This is a genomic window from Allokutzneria multivorans, from assembly GCF_039537405.1.
GTDB classification, from domain to species: domain Bacteria; phylum Actinomycetota; class Actinomycetes; order Mycobacteriales; family Pseudonocardiaceae; genus Allokutzneria; species Allokutzneria multivorans.
Map to the genome: position 1 here is coordinate 89,330 of NZ_BAABAL010000008.1, position 13,156 is coordinate 102,485.

The following is a 13,156-nucleotide window of genomic DNA, read 5'->3' on the forward strand; positions in this document are numbered from 1 at the left end:
CCGGGTCAGGTGATCCGGACGGTCCTGGTGACCTCCGAGGACCACCGCATCAGCACCGCGAGCAGCACCACCTCGCCGACCACGAGCAGCCGTTCGGTGAGGCCGACCGGGTTCGGGCCGGGGAACCAGTCGACCAGCAGCGGTTCCATCATTCCGAAGAAGCTCACTCCGAAGAGGAAGAGCATCACGAACCCGAAGATCCCGAGACGCCTGCTCAGCCGCGCGTAGCCGCCGTAGCGGGGGTGTTCGCGGTAGCGCCTGCCGAGCACCAGGCCCGCCGTCGGCAGCCCGAGGAAGGCGGCGACGGCGGCGAGGTTGTGCAGCATCCCGAACGGCGTCCGCTCGGTGCTGGTGGTGTCCATCGGCAGCACGCCCGCGAGCAGCAGGCCGCCGCTCCAGATGCCGACGCAGGTCCACGCCAGCGGTGAGTACGGGGCCTCCCACCGGACCATGCCCGCGAGGAAGGCGAGCGAGCCCACGCCCAGCGCCACCAGCGACCACATGTAGACCTGCGACAACGGGCCGACGCCGTAGGTGCTGATCGTCTGGGAGTACGGGCTCGGGAAGGGCTGGCTGTGCAGCACAGCCATGAGGGAGACGGAGACCCCGACTCCCAGCCACGCGACGGTGATCCCCACCCGGGGCACCCGGGTCGCGGCCGGGGCTCCGGTGAGATTGAGATCCATACCTGCGATCATCGCCCCTGCACAACCGGGGTACATCAGAGTTTTCCCGGATATCCCCCGGAAGGTCGACCGCCCGTTATACGCCGGTGGGACCCGTCCGCCGGACGGGTCCCACCGTGGTCTTGCCGCTCAGGCCTGGTCGAGGTCCTTGGCGATGATCGAGGCGAGCGCTTCTAGCGCGTCCTCCGCACCCTCGCCCTCGGCGCTGAGCACCACTTCGTCACCGTGCATCGCGCCCAGCGTCATCAGCCCGAGCACGCTGGCCGCCTCCACCGGCTCGCCCCCGTCCTTGCGGATGGTGACCGTGACCGGCTGCGCCGCCGCGGCCTTGGCCAGCAGCGCGGCCGGCCGGGCGTGCAGTCCGACCGAGGAGGCAACGGTGACCCGTCGTTCCGGCATTGCGAGGTCCTTCCTGGAGGGGGTGCTCAGGCCTTGCTCGGCTCGGCCTGCGGGTCCACGGTCTCGTCCTCGCGGCCCGGCGTCCTGAGGTTCCACTTGGTGATCACGAACCTGAACAGGAAGTAGTACACCACCGCGAAGACGAGCCCGATCGGGATGATCAGGAACGGGTTCGTGGCCTTGCCCCAGTTCAGCAGGTAGTCGATGACACCGGCGGAGAAGGAGAAGCCGTGGTGGATGCCGAGCGCGTTGCACACCGCCAGCGACACGCCGGTCAGCAGCACGTGGATCAGGTACAGCGGCCACGCCACGAACATGAACGCGAACTCCAGTGGCTCGGTGACGCCGGTGATGAACGCGGTCAGCGCCGCCGAGGCCATGATGCCGCCGACGATCTTGCGCTGGGCGGGCTTGGCCGTGTGCCAGATCGCCAGCGCCGCCGCGGGCAGGGCGAACATGAAGATCGGGAAGAACCCGGTCATGAACGTTCCGGCCGAGGTGTCGCCGCCGAGGAAGCGGTTGTAGTCGCCCTTGAGGACCTCACCGGCCGGGTTGGTGTAGTCGCCGAAGACCTGCCACACGAAGGTGTTGATGATGTGGTGCAGGCCGAACGGCAGCAGCAGGCGGTTGGCGGCGCCGTAGGCACCCGCGCCGACGATCGTGCTGCCGGTGACCCACTCGCCGACCGCGGTGATGCCCTTGTCGAAGAGCGGGTAGAGCAGGCCCATCACGATGCCGAGGCCGATCATCACGACCGCGGTGATCAGCGGGACGAACCGCCTGCCGCCGAAGAAGGCCAGGTACGCGGGCAGCTTGATCCGGTAGTAGCGCTGCCACAGCACCGCGGTGACCAGACCGGCGATGACGCCGGTGAGCACGCCGTAGGGCCAGCTCCCGGGCATCACCCCGAGCGCGTCGGCCATCTTCTGGGTGCCCGGTTTGTTCGGGTCGTCGATCGGGTTGATCACCATGATCACCCGGCTCAGCACGAGGTAGCCGACCACGGCCGCCACCGCGGTGGAGCCGTCGGCCTTCTTGGCGAACCCGACCGCGACACCGACCGCGAACAGCAGGGGCAGGTAGTTCAGCAGCACACCGCCCGCGCCGCCGATGACCGCGGCGCCCTTCTCGAAGCCCGGGATCGCCCCGAGCAGATCGGTGTCTCCCAGGCGGACCAGGAGACCGGCCGCCGGGAGAACGACGATCGGCAGCATCAGGCTGCGACCGATCCGTTGCAGTACCGCCAAACCCTTGATGTCGCGACCGCCCGGGGTGGCGCTCATCGGGTACCTCCCTGCTGAGGGTGGGGACCGGGGTCAGGAAGGCCCCGGTCGAGTTGCATGGTCACCTGGTACAGATCGCCCCGGTACCAGGACGTCATGTCCTCCACCGGAGCTCCGGCGGCGGTGGAGATCCTGCGGAAGACCAGGACGGGGCTGCCCGGTTTGACGCCGAGCAGCCGGGCGGTCACCGGGTCGGCGGCGTCCGCCCACACGGTCTGGCGACCGTGGTCGAGCTGGACCCCGTACTCCCGCGCGAGCAGGCCGTACAGGGAACGGGTGAGGTCGTTGCGCAACAGCCCCGGGACCTCGCGGGGGTGGTACCAGCCGCGTTCGACGGCCATCGGGGTGCCGTCGGCGCGGCGCAGCCGGAAGAGCCAGTACGCGGTCTGCCCCGTCTCCAGCCCGAGCGCGCTCGCGGTCGCCGTCGGCGGGACCAGCTCGCCGTGGTCGAGCAGCTCGGTGGTCGGGGTCATCCCGCGCCTGCGGATGTCCTCGGTGAAGGAGGCCAGGTGCAGCTGGGCGTCCACCCTCGGCTTGGCGGTGAAGGTGCCCTTGCCCCTGACCCTGGTCAGCAGTCCTTCGGTGACCAGCTGGCTGATCGCCTCGCGCACCGTCAGCCGGGAGACGCCGTAGCGGGTGGCCAGTTCGCGCTCGGACGGGACGGGGGTTCCCGGCGCCAGCTGGTCCTGGGCCAGTCCGCGCAGGATCTCGCGCAGCTGGGCGTGCTTGGGCGTCGGCCCGTCCAGCAGCCGTGCGGGAGGAGTCTCCGGAACCGGCACGCTCACTCCCCTCGAATCCAGGCTGGCGGATTGGTACGGTCCGGTCTAAACCAGTGCTGCGGAGGATGCTCCCGGCGTCCTCGGGGTGTCAACACCCGTTATGGCTTCGTGTCGGGTGTGCCAGCATCTGGCCCAACCACGTACGCCCTGCTCGCAGGGTGTGAGGCAAGGGAGACTTGAGTGGCTGACGACAAGGCCGCGGCGATCCTCGCCGGGCTCGGAGGGGCCGAGAACATCGAGGACATTGAGGCCTGCATCACACGGCTGCGGTGCGAGGTGCACGACGGTTCCAAGGTCGACCAGGCCGCGCTCAAGGCGGCGGGCGCGATGGGCGTCATGCAGCAGGGCACCATCGTGCAGGTCATCGTCGGCCCCGAGGCCGACAACATCGCCGAGGACATCCAGGACCTGATGTGACGCTTCCCGTGCACTGCCCGGTCAAGGGCCGGGCCATCCCGATGAGGTCGGTGCCGGACCCGGTCTTCGCCGAGTCCATGGTCGGCCCCGGCATCGCCATCGACCCCGACCGCGCCGAGGGTGCCGACACCGACGCCGTGGCCCCGGTCGACGGCACCGTGGTGACCCTGCACCCGCACGCCTTCGTCGTGCTGACGCCCTCCGGCCGGGCCGTGCTCGTGCACCTGGGCATCGACACCGTGAAGCTCAAGGGCGAGGGGTTCACCCTGCACGCGGTCAAGGGCGAGACCGTCCGCGCGGGCCAGCGGATGATCACCTGGAACCCGGCCGAGGTGGAGCGGCACGGCTACTCCCCGGTCTGCCCCGTCGTCGCGGTGGAGGCCAAGCCGGAGCAGCTGGCCGAGCTCCGCGAGTCCGACGAGGTCGAGCACGGCGACCAGATCTTCATCTGGTCCGCCTGACCCCTCGCCCCCCGATCGGGTTCGTACCCAATGTGGCATTTGTTGCGCTCAGCGAAACAAATGCCACATTGGGTACGTCGGGGGCTTCGCCGCTGACCGTCCACTGTGGACGCTCGGTGACACGATTTTCACCCAGGCGCCGCGCTCGTTCGACGGGGAGAGCTGCCCGTGCGCATCCTCTGGGCATGGATGGTCTCGGAGCGCTGTTCGGTCTCGTCGCGGGGTTCGCGGCGGGGGCCGGCGCGCGGTTGCTCCTCGCTCGGCTCGACCGTGGCGCGCGGGTGCGCTTTCCCTTGTGCGAGTGCGCTGTCGGCGGGCTCTGGGCGCTCGCGTGCGCGGTGCCCGCGCCGTTGTGGTGGCTGCCCGTTCAGCTCGCGGTGGCGTGGTTCGCCGTCGCGCTGACGGTGGTCGATCTCCGGCACTCCTGCTTGCCGGATGCGTTGACGTTGCCCGCATATCCGGCAGCAGGGCTGCTGTTGCTCCCCGCCGCTCTCTCCGGTCCAGGGCCACCGCTGGCGGTCCGCGCTCTCTGCGGAGCCGTTGTCTTCCTTGCCGTCCACGCGGTCGTGCGAGCGGTGTCCCCGGCTGCGCTCGGCGCGGGTGACGTCAAGCTCTCCGGCAGTCTCGGCGCGGTCGCCGGCGCGGTGGAATGGATCGCCCTGCCCGTGGTCGTGGTCCTCGCGGCGGTGATTACCGCCATAGTCGGAGCGCTCTCCCCGCGCTCGCACCGTCACCGGGAAGGGGGTGATTCTGTCCCGCACGGACCCGGGTTGTTGCTGGCCACGCTCGTGCTCACGCTGGTTCCACCCAGTGGGCAGGCGCTCGCGCTCGCCGGGGTTCCGCAGGGCTGACGCGCGCGGACATGGCAGGATCACGGCGTGTTGCGCTGGATCACCGCTGGAGAGTCGCACGGACCTGCCCTGGTCGCCGTGCTTGAGGGCTTGGTCGCCGGGGTCGAGATCACCAGTGGTGATGTCGCGGGCCATCTGGCCAGGAGACGCCTTGGCCACGGCCGTGGCGCCCGGATGAAGTTCGAGGCCGACGTCGTCACCTTCCTCGGTGGCGTCCGGCACGGGCTCACCCAGGGCGGCCCCGTCGCCGTGCAGGTCGCCAACAGCGAGTGGCCTCGCTGGGAGAAGGTGATGTCGCCGGACCCGGTCGCCGAGGAGGAGCTGGCGGGCCTCGCCCGCAGCGCTCCGCTCACGCGGCCCCGGCCCGGGCACGCCGATCTCCCCGGCATGCAGAAGTACGGCTTCGACGACGCGCGTCCGGTGCTGGAGCGGGCGAGCGCTCGCGAGACGGCCGCGCGCACGGCGCTCGGAGCGGTGGCGCGGGCCTTCCTGCGGCAGACGCTGGGCGTCGAGGTGATCAGCCACGTGGTGTCCATCGGCACCGTGGAGGCGCCCACGGGCGTGCTCCCGGGACCGCGGGACCTTGAGGCGATCGACGCGAGCCCCGTGCGGGTCTTCGACGCCGACGCCAGCGCCGCGATGGTCGCCGAGGTGGACGCCGCCAAGGCCGACGGCGACACCCTCGGCGGTGTGGTCGAGGTGCTGGCCTACGGGCTGCCGCCGGGCCTCGGCTCGCACGTGCACTGGGACCGCAGGCTCGACTCGCGGCTGGCCGGTGCGCTCATGGGCATCCAGGCGATCAAGGGCGTCGAGGTCGGCGACGGCTTCGAGACGGCGCGGCGGCGCGGCAGCAAGGCGCACGACGAGATCGACCGCTCCGACGGCGAGCTCGGCGTCAGCCGCCGGTCCAACCGCGCGGGCGGCGTCGAGGGCGGCATCACCAACGGCGAGCCGCTGCGCGTGCGCGCCGCGATGAAGCCGATCTCCACCGTGCCCCGCGCTCTGTCCACTGTGGACACCGCGACCGGCGAGGCCGCCGTGGCGATCAGCCAGCGCTCCGACGCGTGCGCGGTTCCCGCCGCCGGCGTGGTGGCCGAGGCGATGGTGGCCCTGGTGCTCGCGGACGCGGTGCTGGAGAAGTTCGGCGGTGACTCGGTCGCCGAGACCAAGCGCAACGCCGAGGCGTACCTCGCGACGCTGAAGGAGCGCTGGTGACTCCGCGCGCGGTCGTCGTGGGTCCGCCCGGCGCGGGCAAGACCACCGTGGGCGGTCTGCTGGCGCAGGCGTGGGGGGTGGGCTTCCGCGACGTGGACGCCGACATCGTCGCCGGCACCGGCAAGTCGATCAGCGACATCTTCACCGTCGACGGTGAGGCGGCGTTCCGCGAGATCGAAGAGCGCGCCGTTGCCACGGCGGTCGCCGAGCACGACGGAGTCGTGGCGCTCGGCGGCGGAGCCGTGCTCTCCGAGCGCACCCGCGCGCTGCTGGCCGACCACGTGGTGGTGTTCCTCGGCGTCGGCATGGCGGAGGGGGTGCGGCGCACCGGGCTGTCCAGCGCGCGTCCGCTGCTGGCGGGCGTGAACCCGCGCGCCACCTTCAAGGCGCTGCTCGACGCGCGGCTGCCGCTCTACCGCGAGGTGGCCACCGTCGAGGTCAGCACCGACTCCCGCACACCCCAGGAGGTCGTTGACGCGGCCCTCGAAGCTCTGGAAGTGAAGTCATGAGCACTGAGCCCGTGCGGGTTCGGGTCGCCACCGCCCAGCCCTACGACGTCGTCATCGGCAGGGGGCTGCTCAGCGAGATCCTGGAGACGCTCAAGGGCGTCGGGACCGTCGCGATCCTGCACCAGCCCACGCTCACCGCGACGGCCGAGAGCCTGCGCGAGGAGCTGGAGGCGACGGGAGCCTCCGCGCACCGCGTCGAGCTGCCCGACGCCGAGGACGGCAAGAGCCTGGCGGTCGCCGGGTTCTGCTGGGACGTGCTCGGACGCATCGGCATGGACCGCGGCGGCGTGATCGTCTCGCTCGGCGGCGGGGCGACCACGGACCTGGCCGGGTTCATCGCGGGCACCTGGATGCGCGGTGTGCGCGTGGTGCACGTGCCGACCACGCTGCTGGGCATGGTCGACGCCGCGGTGGGCGGCAAGGCCGGGATCAACACCGACGCGGGCAAGAACCTGGTCGGCGTCTTCCACGAGCCGATGGCCGTCTTCGTCGACCTCGCGACGCTGGAGTCGTTGCCGCGCAACGAACTCGTCGCGGGCATGGCCGAGGTCGTCAAGGGCGGCTTCATCGCCGACCCGGTGATCCTCGACCTCATCGAGGCCGACCCGGAGGCCGCGCTGGACCCGACCGGCGACGTGCTCGCCGAGCTGGTGCGCCGCAAGATCCAGGTCAAGGCGGACGTGGTCGCGGCGGACCTGCGCGAGTCGAACCTGCGCGAGATCCTCAACTACGGCCACACCCTCGGCCACGCCATCGAACGGCGCGAGCGCTACCGCTGGCGCCACGGCGCGGCGGTCAGCGTCGGCATGGTCTTCGTCGCGGAACTGGCGCGCCTGGCGGGCCGCCTCGACGACGAGACGGTCGACCGGCACTACCGCGTGCTCAAGGCGATCGGCCTGCCGACGAGCTACGACGCCGACGCGCTCCCGCAGCTGCTGGAAACCATGCGCGGGGACAAGAAGACGCGCTCCGGCGTGCTGCGCTTCGTCGTGCTCGACGGCCTGGCCAAGCCCGGTCGCCTCGAAGGCCCCGAGCCGGGCCTGCTCGCCGCCGCGTACTCGGCGGTCGCTCGCGAGTCCACTTCGGACGGTGGAGGTCTGCTGCTGTGAAGGTCCTCGTCCTCAACGGCCCCAACCTCGGCAGGCTCGGTTCGCGCGAGCCGCTGATCTACGGCAGCGAGACCTACGCCGACCTGGTCCAGCTCTGCGAGGCGACCGGGACGGAGTTGGGCCTTGAGGTCGAGGTCCGGCAGACCGACCACGAGGGCGAGATGCTGGGCTGGCTGCACGAGGCGGCCGACGCGGGCTGGCCGGTGGTGCTCAACGCGGGAGCGTGGACGCACTACTCGATCGCCGTCCGCGACGCCTGCTCGCAGCTCACCGAACCCCTGGTGGAGGTGCACATCTCCAACGTGCACACCCGCGAGGAGTTCCGGCACCACAGCCACATCTCCGCCATCGCGACCGGCGTGATCGTCGGGCTCGGGCTCACCGGCTACGAACTGGCGCTGCGCTTCCTGGCGAAGAAGGCGGCGAGATGACCGCCGACGGGATCATCTCACCGGAGGCGGCATCGTGAAGGTCCCCGAATTAGTCACCGAGCGGATGGTGCTGCGCGAGCTGCGCGCCTCGGACGCGGAGGCCGTCGCGGGGATCTTCGCCGACCCGGAGATGAGCAAGTGGCTGGGTACCGACCTGAGCAACCGCGAGGCTGCTTTCGTCAACGTCTACAGCCGGATCAGCGGTGACTACCCGGACGGCATGGGGCACTTCCTGTTCACGGTGGACGGTGCGGCGGTCGGCATCGGCCACCTCCGTCCGTCGGCGGAGCTGCCCGGGGACCTGCCCGAGATCGGCTGGTTCGTCGGCCGCCCGCACTGGGGTTCCGGGTATGCCAGGGAAGCAGCAGAAGCCCTGCTGCGCCACGCTTTCGACGACCTAGCACTGCCGACGGTGTGGGCGCTGGTGCACCCGGAGAACACCGGCAGCCTCAAGCTCTCCGAGCGGCTGGGCTTCCTGGACGTCGGCGAGCGCTTCGCTTACGGCGCGACGCACCGCGTGCAGCTCGTGCAGCGTCCACAGAGGACTGGCCTGCACCACGTCGAGCTGTGGGTGGGCGACCTGGAGCACGCGCGCGACACCTTCGGCTGGCTGCTCACCGAACTCGGTTTCCGGCAGCACCAGTTGTGGGAGAACGGGATCAGCTGGCGGCTGGGCCCCACCTACGTCGTCGCCGAGCGCTCGCCCGCGCTGGCCGGGGACACCCACGACCGCATGCTGCCCGGCCTCAACCACCTCGCGCTGCACGCCGGGGACCGCGCGACGGTCGACCGGCTGACCGAGCAGTCGCGCGAGCACGGCTGGCGGCTGATGTTCGGCGACCGGCACCCGCACGCGGGCGGCGAGCACCACTACGCGGCCTACTTGGAAAACGCTGATGGCTTCCAGGTGGAGCTGGTGGCCGCACCCGTCGAGGCGTGACGCTGCGTTCCCTCGCTCTAACCCGTGCGGGTGAGCCTGCTTAGACTGTGCCGGCTTTGTCGTTGCACTAAGTAGGTGAGCGGTGGGACTGCGGCGGCCTCGGAACCTGCTCGCGGCGTTGCTCTGCGTGCTCGTCCTGGCCGCGTCGATCTTGTCCGCGTGCACGACGACCCCACCACCGGAACCGCCCCCGCCCGCGATGACCGGGCCCGTCGCGGTCCCGCCGAACCGGGGCGGCGCTGGCGGCACCGCCGACCTGCTGCCCGCGATCCTGGGCATCGACCGGCCGCGCCAGAGCGCTGGGGTCGTCGCGGCGGGCGGGCCCCAGGCGCCCTACAACTACGGCCCCACCCTGCTCCAGGAGAACGGCCGCGTCCGCATGTGGTGGTGCAGCCAGCTCATCGGCGCGGGCCCGCCCGGCGACGACATCGTGCACGGTGACGCCGCCACCCCCGCCGGGCCGTTCGAGGCGGTCGGCGCCGTGTTCAGCGGCAGCGGTGGCGGCTTCGACGCCATGCACACCTGCGACCCGTCGGTGATCAAGGTCAGCGGGACCTACTACCTCTACTACACCGGCGCGCCGAGCGATCACACCCACGACAACAGCATCGGGGTCGCTGCCAGCGACGACGGCGTGAACTGGCGCAGGCTGGCCGCGGGCGGGCCGATCGTGCGGGCCTCCGGCGAGGTCCGCCGCGCCAACACCTACGGCGCCGGGCAGCCCGCCGTGTTCCACCTCGACGGCTGGTTCCACCTCATGTTCACCGACACCACCGCCGCCGGGGCCGGGCCGAACGGGGCCGGTCAGTTCGTCCTGCGCGCGAAGGACCCGCTGTTCGCCGAGCAGGTCCAAGCCCTGACCAGGGACGGCTTCGTGCCGGTCGGCTCCGCGCAGGCCAGCCGCACTCGCTCGGTCGTCGACGCCTTCAGCGCGGACTGGATGTGGGTGCCCGCGCTCAACGCCGTCGCCATCGCCCACGAGACCGGCGAGGGCACCACCCTCACCTTCTGGGACCGCGCCTTCGCCCGGCACCCCTACCGGCCCGTGCACATCCCCGGCCCCTGGCAGGAGGGTCCCGGCCTCGTCCGCACCGCCGAGGGCCACGCGACGATCTCCGCCGAGGACCCTTGCGGGCGCGCGTCCTTCGACGTCGTCCGCGCCACCCGCGAGCCCAGCGCGCCCACCGACCTCCAGCACTTCGGCATCGACGTGCGCGGCTTCGACGGCTGCGCCGACACCACCCGCGCCCGCAAGGTCCTCGAAGGCTTCGCCCTGCCCGCCCCCGACCGCACCATCGACGTCGTCATCGGCGGCAACCGCGTCCGCGTCGAGCGCAAGTCGGTCGCCGAACGCCTGGCCGTGCGCCTGCTCCCGACCTCCGTGCCCGCCCTGCTGCGCCTGCCCGTCCTGGCCCGCCTGCGCCCCGGAGCCCCGGCGATCCGCGCCCCCGGCCGCCCCTTCGCCTTCCTGCTCGACGACGGCAGGCTCTGGCGCCTCGGCTCCGAACCCGCCGCCCTCGCCAACGAATCCCCCATTGTCGACGTCCCCGTCGACCGCTGGGACGCCTATCGCGCCGGTTCCACGCTCGGCGGCTGACCGCGGCCCGCGCCCATCGCCCACGACTTCTTCGCGCGCGCGTTGACAGCCCCCACCCACCCGGGGGCACCCCTACAACAACGATGCCTCGGAATGGCCTTGTGACGCCACGTTCGAGGGGGCTTGGGTGGAATTTGTTTCACGCGCCGGATCGAAGCGGCTCGTGCAGGTCCCGTCCGGAAAGTGGTCGAGCTGAGGACTTGGTCACCGAACCCCCTGTCGATCATCGTTGACCGCCCCTGCTCCGATGAGGCCGAGGGTTTGCCCTCGTTGAAGACCGCAAGGGCGGGGGTTTGTGGGTCTTGAAGACTGACGAACCTGCGACCGGTACCACCATCCCGGTACCACCATCAAGGAGAAGGTGACGCCCTGAGGCGGTTGCCCAAAGCGGTGCCGAGCGTGGCGGGGGCCAGGACGAGCAGGGCGGTGAACGCGGCGCCGCCGGTGAGGGCGACACCGAGCGCGGAGAGTTCGGTGGCGTCGACGAGGAGCGCCTGACCGACGACGCCGAGGACGCCCGCGACGAGACCGGCCACCACGGCGGCGAGGAGCCAGTTGGTGCGGGCGCGGTCGAAGACAGCCCAGGCAGCGGCGGCGAGGACGAGGACGGAGAGCGCGAGGACACGGGGCAGCGTCAGGGCCTCGGGGGAGTGCACGCGCACCGCCGCGACCGCGATGTGGGCCACGGCGTGCAGGGCACCGAGGGCGAGGCCGCGCGTCATCCAGGTTCGCACTGGGGCAGCCTACGGAAGAGCGGCGATGGTCGACCGGTGCGACAGGGCCCACGTACGCTGCGGATATGCCAGAAACCCACGCCCGGAGGCGTTCACTGCTGCGCGCGGAACTGCGTGCGAAGGAGCTGGACGCGCTGCTGGTGACCGACCTGCTCAACCTCCGCTACCTCACCGGGTTCACCGGGTCCAACGGCGCGCTGTTGCTGCACGCCGAGGGCGACGAGCGCAGCGTGTTCTGCACGGACGGCCGGTACCTGACGCAGTCGGACGCCCAGGTGCCGGACCTGGAGCGGGTGATCGACCGGCCCTGCGACACGGCGCTGGCGAAGAAGGCGAGCGGGCGGCTGGGCTTCGAGAGCCACAAGGTCACCGTGGACGGCCTGGACCTCCTCAAGGAGGCCGGCGGCGCGGAGCTGGTGCGCGCGGCGGGGCTGGTGGAGCAGCTGCGGCTGATCAAGGACGAGGCCGAGGTGGAAGCCCTGCGGATGGCCTGCGCGGCGGCGGACCGGGCGCTGGCGGCGCTGGTCGAGCACGGTGGGCTGCGCCCGGGGCGGACCGAACTGGAGGTCGCGCGCGATCTGGAGCGCCGGATGCTGGAGCACGGCGCGGCCGGCCCGGCGTTCGAGACGATCGTGGCGGCGGGGGCGAACTCCGCGGTCCCGCACCACCGACCCACCGGTGCCGTGCTGCGGCGCGGGGACTTCGTCAAGATCGACTTCGGGGCGCTGGTCGACGGCTACCACTCGGACATGACCAGGACTTTCGCCCTCGGCGAGGTCGCTGACTGGCAGCGCGAGGTCTACGAGCTCGTCGCCGCGTCCCAGGCGGCCGGGCGGGGTGCGCTCGTGGTGGGGACGAAGGTCTCCGACGTGGACGCGGCGGCCCGCGCGGTGATCGAGGGGGCCGGGCACGGGGAGCGCTTCCTGCACGGGCTCGGCCACGGCGTCGGCCTGCAGGTCCACGAGGCTCCGGCGTTGTCCAAGGTGGGGGTCGGTACACTTGCCGCCGGTATGGCGGTCACCGTCGAGCCCGGGGTGTACCTCGCTGGGCGGGGCGGCGTCCGTATCGAGGACACCCTCGTCGTCCGCGCGGGCGCACCTGAACTCCTCACCCTGACCACGAAGGATCTCGTGGTCGTCTGACCCTCCGACATCACCTCAGGAGAGATCACCACCGTGGCCACCACCACCAACGACCTCAAGAACGGCATGGTGCTCAGGCTCGACGGCGGCCAGCTCTGGACCGTCGTGGAGTTCCAGCACGTCAAGCCGGGCAAGGGCCCCGCGTTCGTGCGCACCAAGCTCAAGAGCGTGCTCTCCGGCAAGGTCGTGGACAAGACCTTCAACGCCGGCACCAAGGTCGAGACCGCCAACGTGGACAAGCGGGAGATGACCTTCCTGTACAAGGACGGCGCCGACTTCATCTTCATGGACGGCGACACCTACGACCAGATCACCGTCTCGGGTGCCATCGTGGGCGACGCCGCCGACTACATGCTGGAGAACACCTCCGCGATGGTCGCCTCGAACGACGGCGCCCCGCTCTACGTCGAGCTCTCCGCCTCCGTCGAGCTGCTGATCCAGCACACCGACCCGGGCCTGCAGGGCGACCGCTCCACCGGCGGCACCAAGCCCGCCACCCTGGAGACCGGCGCGGAGATCCAGGTCCCGCTGTTCGTCAACACCGGCGACAAGGTCAAGGTGGACACCCGCGACGCGCGCTACCTCGGCCGCGTCAACAGCTGA

General features: G+C 71.2%; 16 protein-coding genes. 11 read left to right on the forward strand and 5 right to left on the reverse strand.

The genetic code is table 11. From position 1 onward, the window contains the following. Positions 1-5 precede the first annotated feature (5 nt). The 4 genes from ABD798_RS13735 to ABD798_RS13750 form a co-directional block, all read right to left on the reverse strand. Complete coding sequence (locus tag ABD798_RS13735; RefSeq protein WP_344874548.1) at positions 6-686, reverse strand: DUF998 domain-containing protein; 681 nt, start codon at positions 684-686, stop codon at positions 6-8. A 129-nt stretch (positions 687-815) separates the two neighbouring features. Next, positions 816-1,085 (reverse strand): HPr family phosphocarrier protein, encoded by a 270-nt coding sequence (locus ABD798_RS13740; protein WP_344874550.1) that lies wholly within the window; start codon positions 1,083-1,085, stop codon positions 816-818. Positions 1,086-1,111: 26 nt separating this feature from the next. After that, positions 1,112-2,368, reverse strand: a complete 1,257-nt coding sequence (locus tag ABD798_RS13745) for a PTS transporter subunit EIIC (protein WP_344874552.1) — start codon at positions 2,366-2,368, stop codon at positions 1,112-1,114. Then, positions 2,365-3,153 carry a GntR family transcriptional regulator gene (locus ABD798_RS13750; RefSeq protein ID WP_425549218.1) on the reverse strand — a complete coding sequence of 263 codons (789 nt, stop codon included), beginning with the start codon at positions 3,151-3,153 and terminating at the stop codon, positions 2,365-2,367. The genes ABD798_RS13745 and ABD798_RS13750 overlap by 4 nt, the downstream gene beginning before the upstream one ends. Before the next feature lie 174 nt (positions 3,154-3,327). Here ABD798_RS13750 and ABD798_RS13755 point away from each other — a divergent pair, with 174 nt between their 5' ends. The 9 genes from ABD798_RS13755 to ABD798_RS13795 all read left to right on the forward strand — a co-directional run bounded on the left by ABD798_RS13755 (position 3,328) and on the right by ABD798_RS13795 (position 10,677). Continuing rightward, positions 3,328-3,564: a PTS sugar transporter subunit IIB gene (locus ABD798_RS13755; RefSeq protein WP_344874557.1), complete on the forward strand. Its 237-nt coding sequence runs from the start codon at positions 3,328-3,330 to the stop codon at positions 3,562-3,564. Further along, entirely contained in the window at positions 3,561-4,025 is a 465-nt protein-coding gene (locus ABD798_RS13760; protein ID WP_344874559.1) for a PTS sugar transporter subunit IIA, read from the forward strand. The genes ABD798_RS13755 and ABD798_RS13760 overlap by 4 nt, the downstream gene beginning before the upstream one ends. A 185-nt stretch (positions 4,026-4,210) precedes the next feature. Then, a complete protein-coding gene (locus tag ABD798_RS13765) occupies positions 4,211-4,876 on the forward strand; it encodes a prepilin peptidase (RefSeq protein ID WP_344874561.1) in 666 nt (221 codons plus the stop codon). Between the two features lie 27 nt (positions 4,877-4,903). Then, positions 4,904-6,091: a chorismate synthase gene (gene aroC / locus ABD798_RS13770; RefSeq protein ID WP_344874563.1), complete on the forward strand. Its 1,188-nt coding sequence runs from the start codon at positions 4,904-4,906 to the stop codon at positions 6,089-6,091. After that, a complete protein-coding gene (locus ABD798_RS13775) occupies positions 6,088-6,600 on the forward strand; it encodes a shikimate kinase (RefSeq protein ID WP_344874565.1) in 513 nt (170 codons plus the stop codon). The genes aroC and ABD798_RS13775 overlap by 4 nt, the downstream gene beginning before the upstream one ends. Then, positions 6,597-7,709, forward strand: a complete 1,113-nt coding sequence (gene aroB / locus ABD798_RS13780; protein ID WP_344874567.1) for a 3-dehydroquinate synthase — start codon at positions 6,597-6,599, stop codon at positions 7,707-7,709. The genes ABD798_RS13775 and aroB overlap by 4 nt, the downstream gene beginning before the upstream one ends. After that, positions 7,706-8,140: a type II 3-dehydroquinate dehydratase gene (aroQ, locus tag ABD798_RS13785; protein ID WP_344874569.1), complete on the forward strand. Its 435-nt coding sequence runs from the start codon at positions 7,706-7,708 to the stop codon at positions 8,138-8,140. The genes aroB and aroQ overlap by 4 nt, the downstream gene beginning before the upstream one ends. A gap of 34 nt (positions 8,141-8,174) precedes the next feature. After that, positions 8,175-9,080: a GNAT family N-acetyltransferase gene (locus ABD798_RS13790; protein ID WP_344874571.1), complete on the forward strand. Its 906-nt coding sequence runs from the start codon at positions 8,175-8,177 to the stop codon at positions 9,078-9,080. Between the two features lie 82 nt (positions 9,081-9,162). After that, positions 9,163-10,677 (forward strand): glycoside hydrolase family protein, encoded by a 1,515-nt coding sequence (locus tag ABD798_RS13795; protein ID WP_344874573.1) that lies wholly within the window; start codon positions 9,163-9,165, stop codon positions 10,675-10,677. Positions 10,678-11,027: 350 nt separating this feature from the next. Here the strand turns inward: ABD798_RS13795 and ABD798_RS13800 are convergent, their stop codons facing one another. Next, positions 11,028-11,411: a hypothetical protein gene (locus tag ABD798_RS13800; protein ID WP_344874575.1), complete on the reverse strand. Its 384-nt coding sequence runs from the start codon at positions 11,409-11,411 to the stop codon at positions 11,028-11,030. Positions 11,412-11,476: 65 nt separating this feature from the next. Between ABD798_RS13800 and ABD798_RS13805 the strand changes: the two genes are divergently transcribed. Together ABD798_RS13805 and efp are read left to right on the forward strand one after the other, a co-directional pair. After that, positions 11,477-12,553 (forward strand): M24 family metallopeptidase, encoded by a 1,077-nt coding sequence (locus ABD798_RS13805; RefSeq protein ID WP_344874577.1) that lies wholly within the window; start codon positions 11,477-11,479, stop codon positions 12,551-12,553. A 33-nt stretch (positions 12,554-12,586) separates the two neighbouring features. After that, positions 12,587-13,156: an elongation factor P gene (gene efp, locus ABD798_RS13810; RefSeq protein ID WP_344874578.1), complete on the forward strand. Its 570-nt coding sequence runs from the start codon at positions 12,587-12,589 to the stop codon at positions 13,154-13,156.

What these genes read in the sequence shown, in the direction of transcription:
- ABD798_RS13735 (WP_344874548.1), bottom strand. Translation starts at nt 686, where the DNA reads ATGGATCTCAATCTCACCGGAGCCCCGGCCGCGACCCGGGTGCCCCGG.
- ABD798_RS13740 (WP_344874550.1), bottom strand. Translation starts at nt 1,085, where the DNA reads ATGCCGGAACGACGGGTCACCGTTGCCTCCTCGGTCGGACTGCACGCC.
- ABD798_RS13745 (WP_344874552.1), bottom strand. Translation starts at nt 2,368, where the DNA reads ATGAGCGCCACCCCGGGCGGTCGCGACATCAAGGGTTTGGCGGTACTG.
- ABD798_RS13765 (WP_344874561.1), top strand. Translation starts at nt 4,211, where the DNA reads ATGGATGGTCTCGGAGCGCTGTTCGGTCTCGTCGCGGGGTTCGCGGCG.
- aroB (WP_344874567.1), top strand. Translation starts at nt 6,597, where the DNA reads ATGAGCACTGAGCCCGTGCGGGTTCGGGTCGCCACCGCCCAGCCCTAC.
- ABD798_RS13805 (WP_344874577.1), top strand. Translation starts at nt 11,477, where the DNA reads ATGCCAGAAACCCACGCCCGGAGGCGTTCACTGCTGCGCGCGGAACTG.